Here is a 24,032-nt window from a genome sequence, read left to right as displayed (position 1 = left end):
GGGTCCGGAGGGGTGCGGGGCCTGGGCGGGGAGCGGCGGCACGGGCGGGAGTCCGGCGGAGGGGGCGACGGCGGGGGCGGGACCGGCCTGTGTCGCATCGGCCGACGACGACGTGCCACCGGCCTCCCGGCCGTGGGCCGACGGCTGACCGGTCGACGGCTGGCCTGTCGACGGCTGACCGGTCGACGACTGACCTGTCGACGGCTGCCCCACCGGCGGCCCCGCCGGCCGCGGAACCCCGCTCCCCCTGGTGTCGCGTGACTCGTACGTGCCGTCGGTCTCCATGAACCCCTGCCCCCTGACCAGCCAGGTCGCCGCGTCTGTGCCACCGTCAATCTAGTGGGCCCGGAGCGCCCCGGAGGGGTTTCGACCAGCCGTACGGCCGGAGCGGAACCGGAGCCACCATGTCCATCCCGGACAACGACACACCCGCCACCACTCCCGATCGGCGCATGCCTCCGCCCCTCCCCCGCGCCTAGCCTGCGGAGGAAACCCGCAAGTGCGTCCAGAACACCCCCAGGAGCCCCGCATGAACGCTGTCCCGCAGGAGCGGCGCATCGTCACCGCCATCCCCGGTCCGAAGTCGCAGGAGCTTCAGGCCCGCCGCCTCGACACGGTCGCCGGTGGCGTGGGCTCCACGCTCCCCGTCTTCACCAAGCGGGCCGGCGGCGGCATCATCGAGGACGTCGACGGCAACCGTCTGATCGACTTCGGTTCCGGCATCGCCGTGACCTCGGTCGGCGCCTCCGCCGAGGCCGTCGTGCGCCGCGCGTCCGCGCAGCTCCAGGACTTCACCCACACCTGTTTCATGGTGACGCCGTACGAGGGTTACGTGGACGTCTGCGAGGCGCTGGCCGAGCTGACCCCGGGCGACCACGCCAAGAAGTCCGCGCTGTTCAACTCGGGCGCCGAGGCCGTCGAGAACGCGGTGAAGATCGCCCGTTCGTACACCAAGCGCCAGGCCGTCGTCGTCTTCGACCACGGCTACCACGGCCGTACGAACCTCACGATGGCGCTGACGGCGAAGAACATGCCGTACAAGCAGGGCTTCGGTCCGTTCGCGCCCGAGGTCTACCGCGTGCCGGTGGCCTACGGCTACCGCTGGCCCACCGGTGCCGAGAACTGCGGCCCCGAGGCCGCCGCGCAGGCGATCGACCAGATCAGCAAGCAGATCGGCGCCGACAACGTCGCCGCGATCATCATCGAGCCGGTCCTCGGCGAGGGCGGCTTCATCGAGCCGGCCAAGGGCTTCCTGCCGGCGATCGTGAAGTTCGCCAACGACAACGGCATCGTCTTCGTCGCCGACGAGATCCAGTCCGGCTTCTGCCGTACCGGCCAGTGGTTCGCGTGCGAGGACGAGGGCATCGTCCCGGACCTCATCACCACCGCCAAGGGCATCGCGGGCGGTCTGCCGCTCGCCGCCGTCACCGGCCGCGCCGAGATCATGGACTCCGTCCACGGCGGCGGTCTGGGCGGCACGTACGGCGGCAACCCGGTGGCCTGCGCCGCCGCGATGGGCTCCATCGAGACGATGAAGGAGCTCGACCTCAACGGCAAGGCGCAGCGCATCGAGGAGGTCATGAAGGCCCGCCTCACCGCGATGCAGGAGAAGTTCCCGGCCATCGGTGACATCCGTGGCCGCGGCGCCATGATCGCCATCGAGCTGGTGAAGGACCCGGCGACCAAGGAGCCGTTCCCGGAGGCCGCCGCCGCGCTCGCCAAGTACTGCCACAACGAGGGCGTGCTCGTCCTGACCTGTGGCACCTACGGCAACGTGCTGCGCTTCCTGCCGCCGCTGGTCATCGGCGAGGACCTGCTGAACGAGGGTCTGGACGTCATCGAGGCCGCGCTCGCGACGGTCTGAGGACCGATCCGGCACACGGTGTGAAGACTCTGTGGGGGGCCGATGGCGGGATGCGTTTCCCGCTGTCGGTCCCCCCTTGTCTGACGTACGGTTTCCGCAGATGAGAGAAACACCCCGGGCGGAGCCACCCCAGCACCGCCCACACCGTGCCGTCGCGCACACCTCCGGGGCCTCGTGCCCCGGGCCTCCTCACCGATCGGATGGCCGCCCGCCCCACACCCCCCGGGGCGTGCGGCGGCCCGATCCCCTCGGCCGCCCTGGAACCACCCCCCCTGTTCCAGGGCGGCCGGCTCTCTTCTCGGCGCTCGTCGCCCTCGCCGTCGTGACCTGGCAGGTGCTCGTCCACGGCCCCTTGGCCAGGCTCGACGAGCGGGTGTCCCGGGCCGTGGTGGACTCGGTCCCCCGGCCCCTCTCCGAACTGGCCTCCGACCTCGGCAACATGACGGTCGCCCTCCCGGTCCTCGCCTGCGCGATGGCGTACGCGGTGTGGCGCGGCCGACGGCTCGCCGCCCTCCACGCGGGCCTGGCGATGGCCGCGGTCCCCCTCCTGGTGATCCCCCTGAAGGAGTGGACGGCCCGCCCCGGCCCGCTGGAGCCCTGGGCGGCCGGCTACTACCCCTCGGGCCACACGGCCACGGCGGCGGTCGCCTACTTCGGCGCGGCCTTCCTGGTCTCCAACCGCCTGATCCCCGTCGCCGCCGCACTGACGGCGGTGACGGCAACCGGCCTGATCCTGCGGGGCTTCCACTGGCCGCTGGACGTGCTGGCATCGCTCGCGCTGTGCGTTCCTCTTCTGCGGTGGCCCGTCCTGGCCGCGCGGTACGGTCGACGCTCACCGGTCGACGGCCACGGGGAGGACTCATGGGGGACGAGGAGCGGCGCTACGCCGTCACGGTCGGAGGACGGGCGTACGAACTGATCCCCTCGCCCGGCGAGGTCGTCCTCCCCGTCCACGGCGGCAAGATCCACCACGACGCGGGCTGTACGCATCTGACGGACTCCCACCGCCTTCCCCGGCACCCCGACCCCGACGGGCTGCTGTGGCGGCGGCTGCTCGACGCGGAGGACGCCGCCGGCTACGCGCTCTCCATCGGGCTGCGCAACCAACGGGGCCGACCGCTCACCGGCGTCTGCTCCTGCGCTCTGCGACCGGTCGCGGAGACACACGCCGAGGCCCTTCCGTACTGGCCGGTCGACGACGCGCTTCGCGTCTTCGACCACGCGCGCCACGCGGCGGACGTCGAGGCCGCGGACCGTGAGGCCGAGGCGATCCGGGCGGCCTTCCCCTGGGAGGAGTGGCCGACGCTGGCCCTTGAGCGGTACGCCCTGGGGCAGCCGGACAGCCCCGGCCAGGTGTACAGCCATGCGCTCGAATTCGGCAGCAAGGCGCTCGGCAGCATCCCCGGCGGCACCGCCAAGAAGCACTTCGTCTACCGGCAGAACCACGGCGCCTGGTGGCACGACAAGAAGTACGGGGACGTCACCGAGGCGTGGGAACAGGTGCGGGCCGGACTCGTCGCCGCCGTGACGGCGGCCCGGGCGGGCCACGTCGGAGACATCGACGACATCCCCTCGGTGCGTTCCGGGATCACGGTCGTGGCGAAGACCCTGCGCGTCTACGCGCCGGACGCGACCCTGCCGGTCTACTCGGACAGCTACACCCGCCACTACCTCGACCGGCTCTCACCCGGCTCGGCGGCGAAGCTCCAGCCGTTCGCGCGCAAGGAACTGCTCAAGGCCCTCGTCGACGACGATCCGCGGTTCGAGGGCTGGCCGCCGCAGCTCGTCCGGCACTTCCTCGACTGGTGGGCACCCGCACGCCGGACCGCTGCCCGGACGGTCAGGATCGGCGCGTCCGAAGCCCTGGGCGACTGGCTCTACTTCACGGCCGAACGCGTCGCCGCCGTCGGCATGGACCGCGTCGGCGATCTGCGCGGGTACGCCGATCAGGACGAGTTCACCTCCGCCTACACCGCCGCGTACGCGGACACCGGCCTGTCCGGTAACAAGCTCACCGCGCGGGCCGCCGAACTCTGGTCCCTCCTCGACCTGCGGGTCGGAGACCGCGTGATCGCGACCCAGGGCAAGAACGAGGTGCTCGGCCTGGGCCGGGTCGTGGGCAACGGATACGCGTGGCTTCCCCACCTCGCCACCGAGCGCCCTCCGTGGCACGCGGTCGAGGTGGACTGGGACGAGAGGTACGCGGGCAGACTGGACGAGCCGGTGGACGACTGGGGCGGGGGCCTGGTCACGGACGTCCCCGCGCCGCTCTGGCGGAAGATTCGGGGACTGGCCGCCGCCCAGGGCTCCGGGACACCGCAAGAAGCCGCCGACGAGGCCGCCGACGAGGTGGAGATCCCGCCGCTCGACGCGGGCCTCCAGCGCATCGACGACGCCCTGGAGCGGCGCGGCCAGGCCGTACTGTTCGGCCCTCCGGGCACCGGAAAGACCTTCCACGCCCTCCGCTACGCCGTGCGACGCCTCGGCGAGCTGTCCGAGGACCTGTCGGACGTCGATCCGCTCGCCGAACCCGGAAGCAAGGAGTTCGCCGCGACCGTCGAGGCACTGACGGACTCGGGCAGGCTGACCCTGGTCACCTTCCATCCGAGTTACGGCTACGAGGACTTCGTGGAGGGCCTGCGACCGGCCAAGGGCGGCGCCGGGCTCAGCCTGGAGCCCACCGCGGGCGTCTTCAAGCGGGTCTGCGAGAAGGCGGCCGGCGACCCCGGGCAGCTGTACCTGGTGATCGTGGACGAGCTGAACCGGGGCAACCTCCCGCGCATCCTGGGCGAGTTGATCACCATTCTGGAGAAGGACAAGCGGGGACTCCCCGTCACGCTCCCGCTGACCGGCGAGACCTTCCGGGTTCCCCCGAACGTCCGTCTCCTCGGCACGATGAACACCGCCGACCGGTCCGTCAGGATGCTCGACTCGGCCGTCCGCCGCAGGTTCGCCTTCATCGAACTCCTCCCCGACTCGAAGCCGTTGGGGAACAACCGGGTGGACCAGCTGCATCTCGGGAACTTCCTCGACGAACTCAACCGGCGCATCAGGACCCACCTCGACCGGGAGAAGCAGATAGGCCACGCCTTCTTCCTGCCGGAGGGCGAGGCCGCCTCCACCACCGCCGAGTTCGCCGCGATCATCCGGGGCGAGATCCTTCCGCTGCTCCAGGAGTACGCGTACGACGACTACGGCCTCCTCGCCGCCTTCCTGGGCGAGGACCTGGTCGACCCCGTCGCCCACACCCTGAGGGATGTCACGGACGAGACGCTGGTCATCCGGCTCTACGAGGAGCTTCAGGTCGGCGCCGGTGCGGAGTGACCTCGTACGCGAACCCGTACGCCCAATCGAACTCGTCGAGTACGGGACCGCGGTCTTCGAGGGCGTCCGCCTCACGGCACCGGACCGGCGCCTGCTGGACGGTGGCGCCTTCGACTCCCGGCTACGGGTGCGCCAGCTCTCCGGCGACCGCCTGGAGGTGACCGCGTACCAGTACGTGGGCACGCTCCGGCTGGAGTCCTGCGAGATCCGGGTGCGCCCCAAGTACCTGGGGACCGACCTCGACGTCCTGCGCATGCTCGACCACGCCTGGAGCGGGGCCCATGACCCGCTCCCCATCCGCCAGGACTTCCTGGCCGGTGCGCCGAACCTGCGCGACCTGGTCTGTCTGATGGTCGTCGAGCACGGTGAGCGGCTGCTGCGGCGCGGAGTGCGGCACGACTATCTGACGGTGGAAGACGATCTGCGGGTCGTACGCGGCAGGCTCCTGCCCGACCGCCAGCTGTTGCGCCACCACGGTCGGCTGGACCGGCTGGCCTGCCGCTTCGAGGAGCACGACGCCGACATCGACGACAACCGGCTCTGCGCCGCCGCTCTGGCCCTGGCCGCGCGGACCGCGCGCGTCCCCCCGGTCCGCGCCCGCGCCCGGCGCGCCGCCGGCCTGTTCGCGCAGCACGCCCCGACGCCGCCGGGGGACGTCCGGGCCGTGATGGCGGGCCTGACCTACCACCGGCACAACGAGCACTACCGGCCCGCGCACCTGTGGTCCGGTCTGCTGCTGACCGGTGGCGGCCTGGACGGCCTGTTCACGTCCGGGCCGCTCGCTTCGCGGGCCTTCCTGGTTGACATGAACAGGCTGTTCGAGGCCTTCGTCACCCGCCTTCTGGAGCAGGGCGCGGCAGGGACGGGGCTGCGGGTGGACAAGCAGGTCGACGAGCGGAGGGTGCTGCACGACGAGCGCACCGGACTGAGTTACGGCGCGGTGCGGCCGGACGTGCTGATCTCCGGCCTGCGGGCGGGCGGATCGTACCGGCTGCCGGTGGACATGAAGTACAAGCTCTACGGAGGGACGAAGCTCTGTCCCGCGGATCTCTACCAGGCCTTCGTCTACGCGCACACGCTCGGCCGGCCGGCCGAAGGGGAACCTCCCGTCTGCGCGCTGCTCTACCCCGGCGACGCCTCGACGCGCCACGACCGGGTCGCCGTGCGTGTGATCGACGGGCCGGTGGCGGCGCGGGTGCGCTCGGTGCCGGTGGATCTCCCGGCGGTGCTCGCGGGCTTGGCCGGGTCGGATCCCCAAGGGGTTCCGGCCCGGCTGTTCAGTGAGGTGCTGCCCTAGGCGCGTGGGCCGTCAGCTCCCGTCGGCGGCGTTCCCGAAGTACGTGTCGAAGTTCTGCGAGAACTGCCACTGGTTGTAGCGGTCCCAGTTGATCGACCAGGTCATCAGGCCGCGCAGGGTCGGCCAGGTGCCGTGGGTCCGGTAGGTGCCGCAGTTGGTCTTCTTCGTGAGGCAGTCCAGGGCCTTGTTCACCTCGGCCGGGGGCGTGTGGCCGTTGCCCGCCTGGGTGGAGGCCGGGAGGCCGATGGCGACCTGGTCGGGGCGGAGGGCCGGGAAGACGCGGTCGGTGTTGCCCGCGACGGGGAAGCCGGTGAGCAGCATGTCGGTCATGGCGATGTGGAAGTCGGCGCCGCCCATCGAGTGGTACTGGTTGTCCAGGCCCATGATCGAGCCCGAGTTGTAGTCCTGGACGTGCAGCAGGGTCAGGTCGTCGCGCAGGGCGTGGATGACCGGCAGGTAGGCGCCGGCGCGCGGGTCCTGGCCGCCCCAGGGGCCGGAGCCGTAGTACTGGTGGCCGAGCTGGACGAAGAAGGTCTCCGGGGCCATGGTGAGGACGAAGCCGGCGCCGTACTTGGCCTTGAGGGTCTTCACCGCCTGGATCAGGTTGACGATGACGGGGCTCGTCGGGTTCCGGAAGTCGTTGTCGCCGGTCTGGAGCGAGAGGGAGTGGCCCTCGAAGTCGATGTCGAGGCCGTCGAGGCCGTACTCGTCGATGATCTTCGAGACGGAGGTGACGAAGGTGTCGCGGGCGGCGGTGGTGGCGAGCTGCACCTGGCCGTTCTGGCCGCCGATGGAGATGAGGACCTTCTTGCCCGCGGCCTGCTTGGCCTTGATCGCGGCCTTGAACTCGGCGGGCGACTCGACGTTCGGGCACTCCGTCGCCGGGCACAGGCTGAATCGGATGTCGCCGGAGGTCACCGAGGTCGGTTCGCCGAAGGCGAGGTCGATGACGTCCCAGGAGGCGGGGACGTCGGCCATCCGGGTGTAGCCGGAGCCGTTGGCGAAGCCGGCGTGGAGGTAGCCGACGAGGGCGTGCGCGGGCAGGCCGCCGCTTCCGCCCCCGCCGCCGGAGGTGGTCGTCGCGCTCACGGCGGCCGACTTGGCGGACTCGCCCGCGGTGTTCACGGCGCTGACCTGGAAGGTGTACGCGGTGGAGGGGGTGAGCCCGGTGGCGGTGGCCGAGGTGCCGGTGACCGTCTGGACCCTGGTGGCGCCCTGGTAGACGTGGTACGAGGTGGCGCCGGAGACCGCGGTCCAGGTCAGCGGCACGGTGGTGGAGGTCGGGGAGCCCGCCGCGAGGCCGGTGGGGGCTGCCGGGAGCTGGACCGGGTCGCCGCCGGGGCCGTACAGGGAGAGGTCGTCGGCCTGGTAGGCGGGGGTGCCGTACCAGCCGTGGGTGTAGATCGTGACCGAGGTGGTGGAGGCGCCCGTGGTGAAGGAGGTCGAGAGCCGCTGCCAGTCGGGGGCGGAGCCGGTCCAGGTGGAGACATCGGTGGTGCCGGTGCCGCTCGCGCCGAGGTAGACATAGCTGCCGCGCACCCAGCCGCTGAGCGCGTAGGTGGAGTTGGGCTTGACGGTGACCGTCTGGGAGCAGCGGGCGTTGTCGCTGCCCGCGGGGGTCGCCTGGAGCGCCTTCGTACCGCTGTGGGTGGGGGTGGAGACGGCGGCGCCGCTGCCCGCGGTGCAGGTCCAGCCGTCGAGGCCGGCCTCGAAGCCGCCGTTGCGGGCGAGCTCGGAGTCGGCGGCCTGGGCCGCGGGGGTGAGCGCGGCGAGTCCGCCGGCGGCGAGGACGCCCGCGAGGAGCAGGGTGAGAGGTCTGGCGCGGTCCACAACTGCCTCCGGGTGTGGGGGAATCGAGGTGGGGAGCGCGCCACAGCATGGTCCAGACCAATCAAGTGGTCAAGACCTCTGTATCCGGCGTCCGCACGGCGGACGACCCGGTCCGACCACCGTACGGACCACACCCCCTACGGCGTCCCTCCCGTCCGCCCGATCCGCCCCGCAGCCTCGTGCATCGCCAGCTCCAGGAGTGCCGCGTCGGTGAGGGTGCCGGTGCCGTCCGGCACCACCAGCCAGCGGACCCCGCCGGTCACCCGCCCCGGGTACGGGACCACGATCCAGGTGCCGTCGCCCGCGCCGCGCACCCCGGTGCCGAGCCAGCGGGCGGCGGTGCCCGGCGGGACGAAGAAGCCCATCCGGGCGTCGCCGAAGTCGACGAGGACCGGCCCGGGGCGGTCCACCAGCCGGGCCAGGACGTCGAGCGTGGGGTAGCCGAGCTCGGACGGCAGGATCAGAACGTCCCAACGCCTGCCGGCGGGCAGCAGCGCGACCCCGTGCGGGTTGCGCTCCCACTCCCACCGGCAGGCGTCGGGATCGGGTGCGACCGAAGCCAGCCACTCCACCGCGCTCTTGGCGCCCGAGGCCCCCGTACCAGTCATCGCAACGGTCTCCTTCCGTGTGGACACGGTGTCCGTACGGAGAGAGCGATTCGGGCGGCAACTCTTACGCGGTTTCAGCTACCCATCAGTTGTGACGTGCATCACATGAATGGCGCTCAGCTGTCGAAACCGAGGCCCACCCGGTCCATGACCTTCAGCCACAGGTTGCGCCGGCCGGCGTTCTCGTCGGCGCGGGCCATCGACCACTTGGTGATGCCGATGCCGGCCCAGGCGATCGGCTCGGGCGGGAACGGCAGCGGCTTGCGGCGGACCATCTCCAGCTCGGTGCGCTCGGTGCGCTCACCCGCGAGCAGGTCGAGCATCACGTCCCCGCCGAAGCGGGTGGCGCCGACACCGAGGCCGGTGAACCCGGCCGCGTACGCCACCTTGCCCTGGTACGCCGTACCGAAGAAGGCGGAGAAGCGGGAGCAGGTGTCGATGGCGCCGCCCCAGGCGTGGCTGAAGCGCAGCCCCTCCAGCTGCGGGAAGCAGCGGAAGAAGTGCTCGGCCAGCTTGAGGTACGTCTCGGGCCGGTGGTCCATCTCGGCGCTGACCTTGCCGCCGAAGGGGTAGATCGCGTCGTAGCCGCCCCAGAGGATGCGGTGGTCGGACGTGATCCGGAAGTAGTGGAACTGGTTGGCGGAGTCGCCGAGGCCCTGCCGGTTCTTCCAGCCGATCGAGGCGAGCTGCTCGGGGCTGAGCGGCTCGGTCATCAGGGCGTAGTCGTAGACCGGGACGGTGTACGAGCGGACGCGCTTGACCAGCGACGGGAAGACGTTGGTGCCGAGCGCGACCCGGCGGGCGACGACCTTGCCGTACGGGGTGCGGACGCCCATGCCGGCGCCGACGGAGACGAGCTCCAGGCCCGGGGTGTTCTCGAAGATCCGGACGCCCAGGCCGAGGCAGGCCCGCTTGAGTTCCCAGGCCAGCTTGGCCGGGTTCACCATGGCGACGCCGCGCTTGTCCCACATGCCGCCGAGGAAGGTCGGCGAGTCCACCTCCGCGCGGACCGCGTCCTGGTCGAGGAGTTCGAGGCCGTCCGCGAGACCGAGCCGGTCGATCTCCTCGTACATCTCGTGGAGTTCCTCGACCTGGTACGGCTCGGTGGCGACGTCGATCTCGCCGGTCCGCTCGAAGTCGCAGTCGAGGGAGTAGCGGGCGACCGTCTCCTCGATGCCGTCGAGGTTGCGCTCGCCCAGCTCCTCCAGCTTCGGCAGCTCGCCCGGCCAGCGGGCGAGCCCGTTGCCGAAGCCGTGGGTGAGGGAGGCGGCGCAGAAGCCTCCGTTGCGGCCCGAGGCGGCCCAGCCCACCTCGCGCCCTTCGATCAGTACGACATCCCGGGCGGGGTCGCGCTCCTTGGCGAGGAGCGCGGTCCACAGTCCGCTGTAGCCGCCGCCGACGACGAGGAGATCGCACTTCTCGGTGCCGGTGAGGGCGGGCAGGGCGCCGGGCTTGCCGGGATCTTCCAGCCAGAAGGGGACGGGCTGGGCGTCGGAGAGAGATTGTGCAGCGAGACGCATGGCGACTGGGGCCATGGTTTCCAACTCCTTCGGTGCCTGAGCTGCGTTCTGCTCAGGCCGTTGCTGTTTTCTTGCGCCGGTTCGTAATGATTTGCCCGGCCACGACCACCAGTACCGCAAGGACGAACATCGCGGTGCCGATGACGTTGATCTGAACGGGGGTTCCTCGCTGTGCCGAGCCCCAGACGAACATGGGGAAGGTCACCGTGGAGCCCGCGTTGAAGTTGGTGATGATGAAGTCGTCGAACGAGAGCGCGAAGGCGAGCAGGGCGCCGGCGGCGATGCCCGGCGCGGCGATCGGCAGGGTCACGCGCAGGAAGGTCTGCGTGGGTCCCGCGTAGAGGTCGCGGGCCGCTTCCTCCAGGCGCGGGTCCATGGACATGACCCGGGCCTTGACCGCCGTCACGACGAACGACAGACAGAACATGATGTGGGCGATCAGGACCGTCCAGAAGCCCAGCTCGATCCCCATGTTGAGGAAGAGGGTGAGCAGCGAGGCGGCCATGACGACCTCGGGCATCGCCATCGGCAGGAAGATCAGCGAGTTGATCGCACCGCGCGCCCGGAAGCGGTAGCGGACGAGCGCGAAGGCGATCATCGTGCCGAGGACGACGGCGCCGACGGTGGCCCAGGCGGCGAGCTGGAGGGAGAGTGAGAGCGACTCGCACATGTCGGCGACGCCGCAGGGGTCCTTCCAGGCGTCGAGCGAGAACTCCTGCCAGGAGTAGTTGAAGCGCCCCTTCGGCTTGTTGAAGGAGAACGCCATCACCACCAGGTTCGGCAGGATCATGTACGCGAGCGTCAGCAGGCCCGCGATGACGACGAGGTTCCGACGGATCCAACGCATCAGACCAGGTCCTCCGTTCCCGCTCGGCGGATGTAGACGGTGACCATGATCAGCACGATCGCCATGAGGATGAAGGAGAGAGCCGAGGCCGTCGGGTAGTCGAGCACCCGCAGGAACTGCGACTGGATGACGTTGCCGATCATCTTGGTGTCGGTCGAGCCGAGCAGTTCGGCGTTGACGTAGTCGCCGCTCGCCGGGATGAAGGTGAGCAGGGTGCCGGAGACGACGCCGGGCATCGACAGCGGGAAGGTCACCTTGCGGAAGGTGGTGGCCGGGGAGGCGTACAGGTCCTGCGCGGCCTCGTGCAGCCGGCCGTCGATCCGCTCCAGGGAGGTGTAGAGGGGCAGGATCATGAAGGGCAGGAAGTTGTACGTGAGACCGCAGACCACCGCCATCGGCGTGGCGAGGACGCGGTCGCCCTCGGTCCAGCCGAGCCAGCCGGTCACGTCCAGGAAGTGGAGGGCGTTGAGCGCCTCGACCACGACGCTGTCGTCCGCCAGGATCGTCTTCCACGCGAGCGTGCGGATGAGGAAGCTGGTGAAGAAGGGCGCGATGACCAGGACCAGGAGCAGATTGCGCCAGCGACCGGCCTTGAACGCGATCAGGTACGCCAGCGGGTAGCCGAGCAGCAGGCAGAGCAGGGTCGCGGTCCCGGCGTACAGCAGGGAGCGGATGAGCTGCGGCCAGTACTCCTGGAAGGCGTCCCAGTAGGTCTGGAAGTGCCAGGTGACCTCGAAGCCCTGCTCCAGGGAGCCGGTCTGGACCGAGGTGGAGGCCTGGTAGACCAGCGGCAGCGCGAAGAAGACGACGAGCCAGATGATGCCGGGCAGCAGCAGCCAGTACGGGACGAGCCGCTTACGGGTGGAGGGCTTGCGCAGAACCGGTTCCTCGACCGGCTGCGGCGCGTCCTCCTTCGTCAGGGTGGAGGTGCTCATCCGGCGTCCTCCACCGTCTCCACGCCCGCGTCGATCTTCTGGGCGGCGTCGAGGCCGAAGGTGTGCGCCGGGTTCCAGTGCAGGACGACCTCGGCACCGGGGACCAGGCGCGTGTCGCGCTCGATGTTCTGCTCGTAGACCTGGAGCTCCGCGCCCGCCGGCGAGTTCACCACGTACTGGGTGGAGACGCCGATGAAGGAGGAGTCGACGATCCGGCCGGTGACCCGGTTGCGGCCCTCGGCGATCGAGCCCGCGTCGTCGGCGTGCGCGAGCGAGATCTTCTCGGGGCGCACGCCCACGAGCACCTTGCCGCCTTGGCGGACGGCGGAGGTACAGCGGTCGCCGGGCACCCTGAGCTTGCCGCCGCCGGCCGTGACGAGCACGTCGGCGCCGGTCTCCTGGACCTCGGCCTCGATCAGGTTCGAGGTGCCGAGGAAGTTGGCGACGAAGGTGGTCTGCGGGTTCTCGTACAGGTCGGCGGGGTTGCCGAGCTGCTCGACCCGGCCGCCGTTCATCACCGCGACCTGGTCGGCCATGGTCATGGCCTCCTCCTGGTCGTGGGTGACGTGCACGAAGGTGATGCCGACCTCGGTCTGGATCCGCTTGAGCTCCAGCTGCATCTGGCGGCGCAGCTTGAGGTCGAGGGCGCCGAGCGGCTCGTCGAGGAGCAGCACCTGCGGGTGGTTGATGAGCGCGCGGGCCACGGCGACGCGCTGCTGCTGGCCGCCGGAGAGCTGGTGCGGCTTGTGGTGGGCCTTGTCGCCGAGCTGGACGAGCTCCAGCATGTCGTCGACCTGCTTCTTCACCGACTTGATGCCGCGCCGGCGCAGGCCGAAGGCGATGTTCTCGGTGATGTCCATGTGCGGGAAGAGCGCGTAGGACTGGAAGACGGTGTTGACCGGCCGCTTGTACGGCGGGAGGTCGGTGACGTCCTTGTCGCCGAGGAAGACGGTGCCGGTGCTCGGGTCCTCCAGGCCGGCGATCATGCGCAGCGTGGTGGTCTTGCCGCAGCCGGAGGCGCCGAGGAGGGCGAAGAAGGAGCCCTGCGGGACGGTCAGGTCGAGCGGCTGGACGGCGGTGAAGGAGCCGTACGACTTGCTGATCCCGGTGAGACGGACGTCGCCGCCGGTGTTCTTGTCAGTCATGGGTTGTGGTCCCAGGGAGTGAGAGAGGTGGACGAGGCCGGACTCAGGCGCCGATGAGCTTGGCGAACTTCTCCTCGTACGCCGTCTCCTCCGCGTTGGTGAGCGAGCGGAAGGCGCGCGACTTCGCCGCCATGGCCTTGTCCGGGAGGATCAGCGTGTTGTTCGCCAGCTCGGGGTCGATCTTGGCGAGCTCGCCCTTCACCCCGTCGACGGGGCACACGTAGTTGATGTACGCGGCGAGCTGGGCGGCGACGGGAAGCTCGAAGTAGTAGTCGATGAGCTTCTCGGCGTTGGCCTTGTGCCGGGCGTGCGCGGGGATGAGCAGGTTGTCGCTGGAGATGATGTATCCGGCGGAGGGGATGGCGTACCTGATGTCCGGGTTGTCGGCCTGGAGCTGGATGATGTCGCCGGCCCAGGCGAGGCAGGCCGCGATGTCGCCCTTGTCCAGGTCGGAGGTGTAGTCGTTGCCGGTGAAGCGGCGTATCTGCTTGGTGTCGACGCCCTTCTGCAGGCGTCCGATCGCCGCGTCGTAGTCGGCGTCGGTGAACTTCCCGGGGTCCTTGCCGAGGTCGAGCAGCGTCATGCCGACGGAGTCGCGCATCTCGGTGAGGAAGCCCACCCGGCCCTTGAGCGAGGGGTCGTCCAGGAGCTGGGTGACCGAGTCGACCTTCTTGCCGCCGGTCGCCTTGATGTTGTACGCGATGACCGTGGGGAGGCCGGTCCACGGGTACGAGTAGGCGCGGCCCGGATCCCAGTCGGGGCGGCGGAACTGCGCGGACAGGTTGGCGTACGCGTTCGGCAGGTTGGCCGGGTCGAGCTTCTGCACCCAGCCGAGCCGGATCATCCGGGCGGCGAGCCAGTCGGTGACGCAGATCAGGTCGCGGCCGGTGTCCTGGCCGGCCGCGAGCTGCGGTTTGATCTTGCCGAAGAACTCGACGTTGTCGTTGATGTCCTCGGTGTACTTGACCTTGATCCCGGTGCGCTTCGCGAACGCCTCCAGGGTCGGACGGGACTTCTCGTCCTCGCTGACGTCCATGTACTCGGTCCAGTTGGAGAAGGCGACGCTCTTCTCCTTGGCCGAGAAGTCCGTGGAGGCGGGCCCCTGGCCCTCCCGCTTGGCCGGCGGGATGCCGCAGGCGCTCAGACCGGCGAGGCCACCGATCGTGAGCGCCCCGACGCCGCCCGCCCGCAGCATCGAACGGCGGCTGAGGGCGCCCCGGCCGCTCGTCAGACTGCGCTGTATCGCCGCCCGTTGCGCGGCGGACAGGCTCTCGGGCTCGAACTGCTCCATGCGCTGTGCCCTTTCGGGATGCTTGCGCCGCTGGTCGGGCGGCAGGTGGTTATCGGTCCCCGAAGATCGTGCGGTGCCAGTCCTTGGCCGCCACCGCGGTGTTGTCGAACATCACGTGCTTGACCTGCGTGTACTCCTCGAAGGAGTACACCGACATGTCCTTCCCGTACCCCGAGGCCTTGGTGCCGCCGTGCGGCATCTCGCTGATGATCGGGATGTGGTCGTTGACCCAGACACAGCCGGCCTTGATCTCCCGCGTGGCGCGGTTGGCCCGGTAGACGTCCCGGCTCCAGGCCGAGGCGGCCAGGCCGTACGGGGTGTCGTTGGCGAGCCGGATGCCCTCGTCATCGCTGTCGAAGGGCAGGGCCACCAGCACCGGGCCGAAGATCTCCGACTGCACGACCTCGCTGTCCTGCTCGGCGCCGGTGATCAGGGTGGGTCGGTAGTATGCGCCGTTCTCGAGCTCTCCACCAGGGGCTTCGCCGCCGGTGACGACGGTGGCGTAGCCGCGGGCGCGCTCGACGAAGCCGGCGACGCTGTCGCGGTGGCGGTGGCTGACCAGCGGGCCGAGGTCGGTCGACGGGTCGAAGGGGTCGCCCAGGCGGACGGTCTCCATCAGTTCGGCGACGCGGGCCACGAAGGCGTCGAACAGCGGGCGCTGGACGTACGCGCGGGTGGCGGCGGTGCAGTCCTGGCCGCTGTTGATGAGGGAGGCGGCGACGGCGCCGTTGGCGGCGGCCTCCAGGTCGGCGTCGTCGAAGACGACGAAGGGGGCCTTGCCGCCGAGTTCGAGGTGGAGGCGCTTCACGGTGGCGGTGGCGACCTCGGCGACGCGCTTGCCGACCGGAGTGGAGCCGGTGAAGGAGGTCATGACGACGTCGGGGTGGCCGACGAGGTGCTCGCCGACGATCCGGCCGGAGCCGCTGACGACGTTGATGACACCGTCCGGGATGCCGGCCTCCTTCGCGGCCTGCGCGAACATCAGCGAGGTCAGCGGGGTGATCTCGGCGGGCTTGAGGACGATCGTGTTGCCGGCGGCGATCGCCGGGAGGACCTTCCAGGCGGCCATCTGGAGCGGGTAGTTCCAGGGGGCGATGGAGCCGATGACGCCGATCGCCTCGCGCCGGATGTACGAGGTGTGGTCACCGTCGTACTCGGCGGCCGACTGGCCCTGGAGGTGACGGGCGGCCCCCGCGAAGAAGGCGGTGTTGTCGATGGTGCCCGGTACGTCGAACTCGGTGGTGAGCCGGAGGGGCTTGCCGCACTGGAGGGACTCCACGCGGGCGATGTCCTCGGCCCAGTCGGCGAGGACGCCGGCGAAGCGGTGGAGGGCGTCGGAGCGCTCACCGGGGGTGGCGCCGGACCAGCCGGGGAAGGCGGCCTTGGCGGCGGCCACGGCCTCGTCCACGTCGGCGACGGAGGCCAGCGCGTACGTGTACACGCTCTCCCCGGTCGCCGGGTCGATCACGCTGTGTTCCTGTCCGGAGGTTCCGGCACGGAGCCGTCCGCCGATGTACTGTGCGCCGTCCGCGAAGCGGTCGGTCACCTGGTAGCGGTTGTCCATGACGTTCTCCGTTGTCCCAGCTCGAATTGAGTGCCGATCCTGACAGAGGGATGCCCCTCCAACAAGGGATTCCGTTGTTTCCTTTTGATTACGCGACGAATTCGGTCGACCATGTGTCGAGGCAGCCGGAATATCTCCGTACGGAATGTCCGTGGCGGCTGCCAGACTCGCATGCATGAACATGATCGACGAGCTGACGCAGCAGGTCAGCAGGGGTGCCAGGGTCGAGTGGCTGCACTTCTGGGGTCACCGTCCGCACCCGGATGGACGCCTTTCGGCGAGCTGTCTGAGCCAATGGTGGCCGTCACCCTTCGTGGTCGACGACCTGCCGTACGCGACCGCCGAGCACTGGATGATGGCGTCCAAGGCCCGCCTCTTCGGGGACGCCGGGGCCGAGCGGGCCGCGCTGGCCGCCCGTACCCCCGCCGAGGCCAAGAAGGCCGGCCGGCTGGTGCGGGACTTCGACGACGCCGTGTGGCAGCGGGAGCGCTTCGGGATCGTCGTCGAGGGCAGCGTCCACAAATTCTCCTCGGACGAGGCCCTGCGCGCGTACCTCCTCGGCACGGGCACCCGTGTCCTGGTGGAGGCCAGCCCGGTGGACCGCGTCTGGGGCATCGGGCTCGCGGCCGACGACCCGCGCGCCCACGACCCCGCCCGCTGGGCCGGGCTCAATCTCCTGGGCTTCGCCCTGATGGAGGCCCGGGAGCGGCTGCGGACCGGCTGAGCGCGGAAGGGCCCCGCACCCCCCCGGGGGGAGGTGCGGGGCCCGAGCCGCCGACTGCCGCTCACGGAGTCCCGCGGGCGTACGGTCGCGGGTCGCTCAGCGGGGAGCGCTGAGGGAGGTCCCGGTCGACGACCAGGGGTCCTCGTCGCTGCTGCTCCACTCGTCGGCGTTCATCGCCAGGACGATGATCAGGGCGATGCCCGCCAGGCCGAGGGCGATGCCGATCGACCCGAGCGTGATGCCGGCGACGGCCTGCCCCTTGTTGTTCGCCTCGCCCCGCAGGTGCCGCTTGCGGCCCACGATGCCCAGGGGCAGCGCGACCGCGCCCAGGATCAGGCCCAGGATGCCGTACGAGCAGAAGGCGAGCACGACGGCACAGATGCCCACGACCATCGCGGCGACGCCCATCCCGTTGTTCATCGGCTGCTGCCAGCCGGGCTGGCCGTACCCGGGGTATCCGTACCCGGAGACCGGCGGGGGCGTCGGTACCGCCGGGTAGCCGTACGCGCCGGACGCGTTCGCCGCCGGATAGCCGTACCCGCCGGCGCCGGCGGACGGATAGCCGTACCCGGCACCGGCCGCCGGGCCGCCCGGGGCCACCGGCGGCGGCGGGACCGCGTCCTCGGGCTCGGGTGCCAGCGGCACGGACGTGACGGTCTGCTGGTCGTGCACCGGCGCGGACGGCGCCGGCTTGCTCAGTTCCACCCCGTCACGGTTCGGCGGAGCCCACGGGTCCGCCGGGTCGAATCCGCCCCGCGACTGGTCTTGGTTGTCAGACATGGGCCTCCCCCATCATGGTCCGGCCATGCTACGGCCTCACCCTTGAGGGGGACCCGCCCGGCCTACGATGACCCGATGACCGACCTCCACCCCTTCATCGCGGGCCTCCCCAAGGCAGAGCTGCACGTCCACCACGTCGGCTCCGCCTCCCCCCGGATCGTCGCCGAACTGGCCGCCCGGCACCCCGACTCCAAGGTCCCCACGGACCCCGAGGCGCTGGCCGACTACTTCACCTTCACCGACTTCGCGCACTTCATCGACGTGTACCTGTCCGTCGTCGACCTGGTCCGCACCCCCGAGGACGTCCGGCTGCTGACCTTCGAGGTCGCCCGTGACATGGCCCGGCAGAACATCCGGTACGCCGAGCTGACCATCACGCCCTACTCCTCCACCCGCCGCGGCATCGACGAGCGCGCCTTCATGGCGGCGATCGAGGACGCCCGCAAGGCGGCCGAGGCCGAGTTCGGCACCGTCCTGCGCTGGTGCTTCGACATCCCCGGCGAGGCCGGTCTGGTCTCCGCCGAGGAGACCGCGCGGCTCGCCACCACCGACGGACTGCGCCCCGAGGGCCTGGTTTCCTTCGGGCTCGGCGGCCCTGAGATCGGGGTGCCGCGCCCCCAGTTCAAGCCGTACTTCGACCTGGCGCGGGCGGCCGGCCTGCACTCGGTCCCGCACGCGGGCGAGACGACCGGCCCCCGGACCGTCTGGGACGCGATCAACGACCTGGGCGCCGAGCGCATCGGCCACGGCACCAGCTCCGTCCAGGACCCCGCGCTCCTCGCGCACCTGGCCGAGCACCGGATCGCCCTGGAGGTCTGCCCGACCTCGAACATCGCCACTCGGGCCGTCGCCACCCTCGACGAGCACCCGATCCGGCGGATGGTGGACGCCGGGGTCCTCGTCACGGTCAACAGCGACGACCCGCCGATGTTCGGCACCGACCTCAACAACGAGTACGCGGTCGCCGCCCGCCTCCTCGGCCTCGACGAGCGCGGTGTCGCCGCCCTCGCCAAGAACGCGGTGGAGGCCTCGTTCCTCGACCCGGCCGGCAAGGCCGGGATCGTCGCCGAGATCGACACGTACACGAACGACTGGCTGGCCCGCTGACGGCGACGAGAATGGGGGCATGGACTCCGTCACTGTCGTAGGTCACCGCGGCGACCCGTACCGCGTCCGCGAGAACACCCTCCGCTCGGTCTCCTCGGCGATCGAGCGGGGGGCGGACGCCGTCGAGGTCGACGTCCGGCTGACGGAGGACGGCGTGCCCGTCCTCCTCCACGACGACACCCTCAAGCGCCTCTGGGGCCACGACCTCCCCCTCGCCGAGCTCCCGTACGCGCGGGTCCGCGAGCTGTCGCGGGGCGGGATCCCGACCCTGCGCGAGGCCCTGCTCACCGCCGGGGACCACCGGCTGATGCTGGACCTGCCGGGCGGCGACGCGGACTCGGTCCGCACGATCGTCGGTACCGTCCGCGAGTGCGGCGCCGGGGAGCGCGTCCACTACTGCGCGGGCGCCGTCGCCATGCTGGACGTGCGGGCCGCCGACCCGGCCGCCGAGATCGCCCTGACCTGGACCTCTCTCGCCCCGCCCCGGCCGGTGCTGCTCGACGCGGTACGGCCGCGCTGGCTCAACTACCGCTTCGGCCTGGTGAGTCGGGGGCTGGTCGACCGGGTGCACCGGGACGGGCTGCTCGTCTCGGCCTGGACGGCGGACACCCGGCGCACGATGCGTAAGCTGATCACGAACGGGGTCGACTCGGTCACCACGAACCGCGTCGACGCACTGGCAGCCGTCCTGCGAAAGGCGCACGCGTGAACGACCGCATCCGGACCGACATCGCCCACAACGCCCGGGTGTGGAACTACTGGCTGGGCGGCAAGGACAACTACCCGGTCGACCGCGCGGTCGGCGACCAGGTCACCCGCTTCTACCCGAGCATCGGCGAAGTGGCCCGCGCCGACCGGGCGTTCCTCGGCCGGGTGGTGACCGGGCTGGCCGCCGACGCGGGCGTGCGCCAGTTCCTCGACATCGGTACGGGGCTGCCGACCGCCGACAACACCCACGAGGTCGCCCAGCGGGCCGCCCCCGACGCCCGGATCGTGTACGTCGACAACGACCCGATCGTCCTCACCCACGCACGGGCGCTGCTGACCAGCGCGCCGGAGGGCGTCACCGAGTACGTGGACGCCGACGCGCGCGAACCGGAGCGGATCCTCGCGGCGGCGGGGGCCACGCTCGATCTCACCCGCCCGGTCGCGGTGATGATGCTCGGCATCCTCAACTTCGTCCTGGACACCGACGAGGCCCGGCGGATCGTCCGGACCCTGATGGACGCCGTCCCGTCCGGCAGCTACCTGGTGCTCACCCACCCCACCCTGGAACCGGAGCTCGGCGGCGAGGGCAACAAGGACGCGATGGCCTTCTGGAACGAGAACGCCACCCCGCCGATCACCGCCCGCAGCCGGGCCGAGTTCACCTCCTTCTTCGACGGCCTCGAACTCCTCGAGCCCGGCATCGTCTCCTGCTCGCGCTGGCGCCCCGCCTCGGAGGAGGCGTACGTGGTCGCGCAGTTCGGCGCGGTGGGCCGCAAGCCGTAATGGGGATACGGGGGGAGGTGCGCGGCCGGTGGGAGCGGGCGCGGACCTGGGGCGCGGCGAACCCCTGGGCGGTGGACGCGGGGATCGCGCTCCTCGTCCAGGCGGCGATGACGATGCCGTTCGTGGTGCCGCGCGGGCCCGAACTTGAACCGGCGACCTGGGCCGCGTACGGGCTGACGACGCTCACCGTGCTGCCGCTGGCCTGGCGGCGGCGCGCGCCGCTCGCCGTACTCCTGGCGGTCCTGGCGGCGAGCGCGCTGTACAAGCTGGCCCTGGAGGGGCCGGGGCAGCCGCTGCCGTACACCGGGCTCGTCTGCGTCTACACGATCGCGCTGCTCTCCCCCACCTGGAAGCGGCTCGCGACGGCGGGGCTCCTGCTGGTCGCGGTGCCGGTCTCGGTGTGGCTCAACACCCAGTCGGCGCGTGAACTGACCTTCTCCCTCTTCGTGTTCGGCGCCGCCTATGTCTTCGGGCGGCTCCAGGACGCCCGGCAGCGCGCCCACCTCGTGGAGGCCGAGCGGGCCGCCGCGCGCGAACGCGCCCGCATCGCACGGGAGATGCACGACATCCTGTCGCACGCGGTGAGCCTGATGATCGTCCAGGCGGAGGCGGGTCCGGTGGCCGTACGGGCCGCGCCGGAGCGCGCCGAGGCGGCGTTCGAGGCGATCTCGGAGACGGGCCGCGAGGCGATGACACAGCTGCGGCAGATGCTGGGGGTGCTGCGCGAGGGCGGCGAGGACGGCGCCCCGCGCGCGCCGCAGCCGGACCTCGGAGGGATCCCCGGCCTGGTGGAGCGGGTACGGGCCGGCGGCCTGACCGTCGGGTACACGACGGAGGGCGGGGTACGGGCGCTGCCCGCGACGACCGGCGCGAGCGTCTACCGGATCGTCCAGGAGGCCCTGACGAACGTGGTGAAGCACGCGCGGGCCCGTACGGTCGACGTCCGGCTCGCCCACACGGACGGCGTCCTGCGCGTGACCGTCACCGACGACGGGCGCGGCCCGCAGGGCGGCTCCGGCGGGCACGGACTCACGGGCATCCGGGAGCGGGCCGCCGCGCACGGCGGGACGGTGACGGCGGGACCGGGTCCCGGCGGCCGGGGCTTCGAGGTGCGGGTCCTGCTCCCCGTACCCTCCACGGCGGAGGCGGGGACATGACGACGATCCGGGTGGTGGTCGCGGACGACCAGGAACTGGTCCGCAGCGGCTTCGCGATGATCCTGGACGCACAGCCGGACATCGAGGTGGTGGCGGAGGCCGGGGACGGGGCGGAGGCCGTCGCGGCGGTGCGCCGGCACGCGCCCGACGTGGCGCTGCTCGACATCCGCATGCCGGGGACCGACGGCATCGAGGCCTGCCGGGTGATCAGCGCCGAGTCCGGCTGCCGGACGGTGATCCTGACGACCTTCGACACCGACGCGTATGTGTACGAGGCACTGCACGCGGGCGCGAGCGGTTTCCTCCTGAAGGACGTGCGGCGGGACGACCTGGTGCACGCGGTACGGGTGGTGGCGGCGGGCGAGTCGCTGCTCGCGCCGTCCGTGGCCCGCCGCCTGGTGGAGGAGTACACGGCGGGCGGCCCGCGCAGGACGGCCCCGGACCCGCGCCTCGACGTGCTGACGGGCCGGGAGCGGGAGACGCTGCTGCTGCTGGCGCGGGGTCTGTCGAACGCCGAGATCGCGGCGGAACTGGTGGTCAGCGACCACACGGTGAAGACGCACGTGGGGAACGTGCTGGCCAAGCTGGGCCTGCGCGACCGCATCCAGGCGGTGATCTGCGCGTACGAGACGGGGCTTGTCGCGGCGGGCTCTCCCCCGCCCGGGGGAGGCGCGGGACCCGGCCGCTCCCCCGTGCCGGGGAGGAACTGACCCGCTGAGGACCGCCGGTGCGGGCGATCCGCGGATCGTCGCCGGTCAGCAGGATGGAGTCATCGAGAACGAGGGCTCACACCAACGGAGTTGACCATGCGAACGTCCACCCGCACCCTGCTCGCCGCCGCCCTGGTCCTGGGCGTGGCGGCCGGACCGGCGCTCACCCCCGCCTTCGCCGCACCGCGGCCGGCGGCTGCCGCGCGGGCCTCGACGCCCGATCTGTCGGCGGTGATCGCGGGCCTCCCCCGCGCCGACGCCACCGCCGCGCTGGTCCGGGTCGGCGGCACCGACGGTTCCTGGCAGGGCGGTTCGGGCGTCCACGACCTGGAGACGAACGCCCCGGCGGACCCGGCGGCCCGCTTCCGGGCCGGTTCGGTGACGAAGATCTTCACGGCGGCGACGGTGCTCCAACTGGCCACCGAGGGCCGGATCGACCTGGACCGCACGGCCCGTTCGTACCTGCCGGAGCTGATCCCCGGCCGGTACGCCACGGTCACGGTCCGCCAGCTCCTCAACCACACCCATGGCATCCCGGCCGCGGAACTGGCCGTCGGGGACACGGTGGAGGAGTGGTACGCGCACCGCTTCGACGCGCACAGCCCGGAGGCCATGGTCCGCGCGGCGACGGCGAAGCCGCGCGAGTTCCGGCCGGGCACCCGCCAGCACTACCTGAACATCGGGTACACGATCGCGGCCCTGATCGTGGAGCAGGTCACGGGCGACTCGTACGAGCACCAGGTGGAGCGGCGGATCCTGCGTCCGCTCGGCCTCCGGGACACGTACCTCCCGGGCGGCGCGGCGGAGCTCGTCGGCCCGTACAACCACGGCTACCAGACGATGCGGCTCGACGACGGGACGACCGGCCCGCGCGATGTCTCCGTCTGGGGGACGTCGGACGCCTGGGCGGCCGGGGACCTGGTGTCGACCACCGCCGACCTGGAGCGCTTCGTCCGGGAGCTGTTCGCGGGCCGGGTGGTGCGCGGGCCGCTCCTGGAGGAGATGTTCACCCTCCCGAAGGTCTCCGACCTCACGTCGGGCGACCCGGCCGCGTACTCCGTGGGTCTGTCGATGAAGCGGCTCGGCGGGCGCGAGGTGTGGGGCAAGACGGGTGGCCGCTGGGGCTACAACACGGCCGTCGCCTCGACCCGCGACGGCTCGCGCACCCTGGTCTACAGCGTCAACGCCACGGACGCGAAGGGCCAGGACATGAACCGGACCGCCCTCGGCCTGATGGTGGCGGCCTACGGCCTGCCCGACTGAGCCGCCGCGAGCCCCGGACCGGCCTCCAGCGGCTGCCCGGCCTCCAGCCGCTTGATCATCCGGCGGACGTGGAGCAGCGGCAGGACGCCGACGACCCCGAAGGACATGTCGATCACCGACCACCAGAAGGGGATGTCGCGGATCGGCCCGCAGATCAAGGCGAGCGGCAGGATGCCGGCGCAGGCGATCATGCCGAACTCGACGACCCAGACGTTGCGGACGGGGTCGCGGTAGGCGCCGTAGAAGGCGACCGCGATGACCAGATGGGCGAAGGCCAGCCAGTCGGTGCCGTAGAGCAGGTACGGCGCCTGCGCGTCGGCGGTCTCGACCCCGGCGCGCACCAGGTCGATCCACTCGGCGAGCGCCGGGAAGAGCTCGGCGACGGGCGCGGCCCAGCCGTCCAGCGAGGAGTCGAGCAGGCGGAGTTCGGTGACGAGCGGGAAGGCGGTCGCGCCGCTGAGGACCAGGCAGACGACGAAGACGATCAGCCAGACACGGATGCGCGTGAGAAGGGCTCTCGGCCCGTTCGAGTCGCTCATGGGGGCATCGTACGCCCTTCTTGAACGCGTTCAGAA

General features: G+C 71.3%; 21 protein-coding genes. 11 read left to right on the top strand and 10 right to left on the bottom strand.

Annotated features, from left to right (window positions below):
- Positions 1 to 529: 529 nt before the first annotated feature.
- From gabT to V4Y03_RS25205, 4 genes are all read left to right on the top strand, one after another.
- On the top strand, positions 530 to 1,864 hold the full coding sequence (gabT, locus tag V4Y03_RS25220) for a 4-aminobutyrate--2-oxoglutarate transaminase (protein ID WP_317873988.1): 1,335 nt from the start codon (positions 530 to 532) through the stop codon (positions 1,862 to 1,864).
- A 100-nt stretch (positions 1,865 to 1,964) separates the two neighbouring features.
- Positions 1,965 to 2,783, top strand: a complete 819-nt coding sequence (locus tag V4Y03_RS25215; protein WP_332436363.1) for a phosphatase PAP2 family protein — start codon at positions 1,965 to 1,967, stop codon at positions 2,781 to 2,783.
- Positions 2,726 to 5,188, top strand: coding sequence for an McrB family protein (locus V4Y03_RS25210; RefSeq protein ID WP_332436362.1), 2,463 nt, complete (start codon positions 2,726 to 2,728; stop codon positions 5,186 to 5,188). The genes V4Y03_RS25215 and V4Y03_RS25210 overlap by 58 nt, the downstream gene beginning before the upstream one ends.
- Positions 5,178 to 6,485 (top strand): McrC family protein, encoded by a 1,308-nt coding sequence (locus V4Y03_RS25205; protein ID WP_332436361.1) that lies wholly within the window; start codon positions 5,178 to 5,180, stop codon positions 6,483 to 6,485. The genes V4Y03_RS25210 and V4Y03_RS25205 overlap by 11 nt, the downstream gene beginning before the upstream one ends.
- Positions 6,486 to 6,497: 12 nt before the next feature.
- Here the strand turns inward: V4Y03_RS25205 and V4Y03_RS25200 are convergent, their stop codons facing one another.
- The 8 genes from V4Y03_RS25200 to V4Y03_RS25165 all read right to left on the bottom strand — a co-directional run bounded on the left by V4Y03_RS25200 (position 6,498) and on the right by V4Y03_RS25165 (position 16,225).
- A complete protein-coding gene (locus V4Y03_RS25200) occupies positions 6,498 to 8,315 on the bottom strand; it encodes a chitinase (protein ID WP_332436360.1) in 1,818 nt (605 codons plus the stop codon).
- Between the two features lie 137 nt (positions 8,316 to 8,452).
- Positions 8,453 to 8,923 carry a hypothetical protein gene (locus tag V4Y03_RS25195; protein ID WP_317873991.1) on the bottom strand — a complete coding sequence of 157 codons (471 nt, stop codon included), beginning with the start codon at positions 8,921 to 8,923 and terminating at the stop codon, positions 8,453 to 8,455.
- A 116-nt stretch (positions 8,924 to 9,039) separates the two neighbouring features.
- Positions 9,040 to 10,458: an NAD(P)/FAD-dependent oxidoreductase gene (locus tag V4Y03_RS25190; RefSeq protein WP_317873992.1), complete on the bottom strand. Its 1,419-nt coding sequence runs from the start codon at positions 10,456 to 10,458 to the stop codon at positions 9,040 to 9,042.
- 37 nt (positions 10,459 to 10,495) lie between these two features.
- Entirely contained in the window at positions 10,496 to 11,290 is a 795-nt protein-coding gene (locus V4Y03_RS25185; protein WP_015036516.1) for an ABC transporter permease, read from the bottom strand.
- Entirely contained in the window at positions 11,290 to 12,225 is a 936-nt protein-coding gene (locus V4Y03_RS25180) for an ABC transporter permease (protein WP_317873993.1), read from the bottom strand. The genes V4Y03_RS25185 and V4Y03_RS25180 overlap by 1 nt, the downstream gene beginning before the upstream one ends.
- Positions 12,222 to 13,370: an ABC transporter ATP-binding protein gene (locus tag V4Y03_RS25175; RefSeq protein WP_317873994.1), complete on the bottom strand. Its 1,149-nt coding sequence runs from the start codon at positions 13,368 to 13,370 to the stop codon at positions 12,222 to 12,224. The genes V4Y03_RS25180 and V4Y03_RS25175 overlap by 4 nt, the downstream gene beginning before the upstream one ends.
- Before the next feature lie 43 nt (positions 13,371 to 13,413).
- On the bottom strand, positions 13,414 to 14,661 hold the full coding sequence (locus V4Y03_RS25170) for a polyamine ABC transporter substrate-binding protein (RefSeq protein WP_332436359.1): 1,248 nt from the start codon (positions 14,659 to 14,661) through the stop codon (positions 13,414 to 13,416).
- A gap of 49 nt (positions 14,662 to 14,710) precedes the next feature.
- Positions 14,711 to 16,225 carry a gamma-aminobutyraldehyde dehydrogenase gene (locus tag V4Y03_RS25165; protein ID WP_317873996.1) on the bottom strand — a complete coding sequence of 505 codons (1,515 nt, stop codon included), beginning with the start codon at positions 16,223 to 16,225 and terminating at the stop codon, positions 14,711 to 14,713.
- 175 nt (positions 16,226 to 16,400) lie between these two features.
- Between V4Y03_RS25165 and V4Y03_RS25160 the strand changes: the two genes are divergently transcribed.
- Positions 16,401 to 16,949, top strand: coding sequence for an NADAR family protein (locus V4Y03_RS25160; RefSeq protein ID WP_332436358.1), 549 nt, complete (start codon positions 16,401 to 16,403; stop codon positions 16,947 to 16,949).
- A gap of 96 nt (positions 16,950 to 17,045) precedes the next feature.
- Here V4Y03_RS25160 and V4Y03_RS25155 read toward each other — a convergent pair whose 3' ends face one another.
- Positions 17,046 to 17,729 (bottom strand): DUF4190 domain-containing protein, encoded by a 684-nt coding sequence (locus V4Y03_RS25155; protein ID WP_332436357.1) that lies wholly within the window; start codon positions 17,727 to 17,729, stop codon positions 17,046 to 17,048.
- A 75-nt stretch (positions 17,730 to 17,804) separates the two neighbouring features.
- Between V4Y03_RS25155 and V4Y03_RS25150 the strand changes: the two genes are divergently transcribed.
- The 6 genes from V4Y03_RS25150 (at position 17,805) to V4Y03_RS25125 (ending at position 23,457) form a co-directional block, all read left to right on the top strand.
- The gene (locus V4Y03_RS25150) at positions 17,805 to 18,836 is read left to right on the top strand and encodes an adenosine deaminase (RefSeq protein WP_332436356.1); all 1,032 of its coding nucleotides are present in this window, start codon (positions 17,805 to 17,807) and stop codon (positions 18,834 to 18,836) included.
- A gap of 19 nt (positions 18,837 to 18,855) precedes the next feature.
- Positions 18,856 to 19,545, top strand: coding sequence for a glycerophosphodiester phosphodiesterase (locus V4Y03_RS25145; RefSeq protein WP_317874000.1), 690 nt, complete (start codon positions 18,856 to 18,858; stop codon positions 19,543 to 19,545).
- Positions 19,542 to 20,327 carry an SAM-dependent methyltransferase gene (locus tag V4Y03_RS25140; RefSeq protein WP_317874001.1) on the top strand — a complete coding sequence of 262 codons (786 nt, stop codon included), beginning with the start codon at positions 19,542 to 19,544 and terminating at the stop codon, positions 20,325 to 20,327. Before V4Y03_RS25145 ends, V4Y03_RS25140 begins: the two co-directional genes overlap by 4 nt.
- Positions 20,327 to 21,484, top strand: a complete 1,158-nt coding sequence (locus tag V4Y03_RS25135; protein WP_332436355.1) for a sensor histidine kinase — start codon at positions 20,327 to 20,329, stop codon at positions 21,482 to 21,484. Before V4Y03_RS25140 ends, V4Y03_RS25135 begins: the two co-directional genes overlap by 1 nt.
- Entirely contained in the window at positions 21,481 to 22,194 is a 714-nt protein-coding gene (locus V4Y03_RS25130; RefSeq protein ID WP_317874003.1) for a response regulator transcription factor, read from the top strand. Before V4Y03_RS25135 ends, V4Y03_RS25130 begins: the two co-directional genes overlap by 4 nt.
- A 96-nt stretch (positions 22,195 to 22,290) precedes the next feature.
- Complete coding sequence (locus tag V4Y03_RS25125; protein ID WP_332436354.1) at positions 22,291 to 23,457, top strand: serine hydrolase domain-containing protein; 1,167 nt, start codon at positions 22,291 to 22,293, stop codon at positions 23,455 to 23,457.
- Here the strand turns inward: V4Y03_RS25125 and V4Y03_RS25120 are convergent.
- Complete coding sequence (locus tag V4Y03_RS25120; RefSeq protein ID WP_332436353.1) at positions 23,439 to 23,996, bottom strand: hypothetical protein; 558 nt, start codon at positions 23,994 to 23,996, stop codon at positions 23,439 to 23,441. The genes V4Y03_RS25125 and V4Y03_RS25120 overlap by 19 nt on opposite strands.
- Positions 23,997 to 24,032 lie beyond the last annotated feature (36 nt).

This window comes from Streptomyces sp. P9-A4, from assembly GCF_036634195.1.
Taxonomy (GTDB): domain Bacteria; phylum Actinomycetota; class Actinomycetes; order Streptomycetales; family Streptomycetaceae; genus Streptomyces.
The sequence above is the reverse complement of the archived record's forward strand: the minus strand, read 5'-3'. Positions and strand labels throughout refer to the sequence as shown.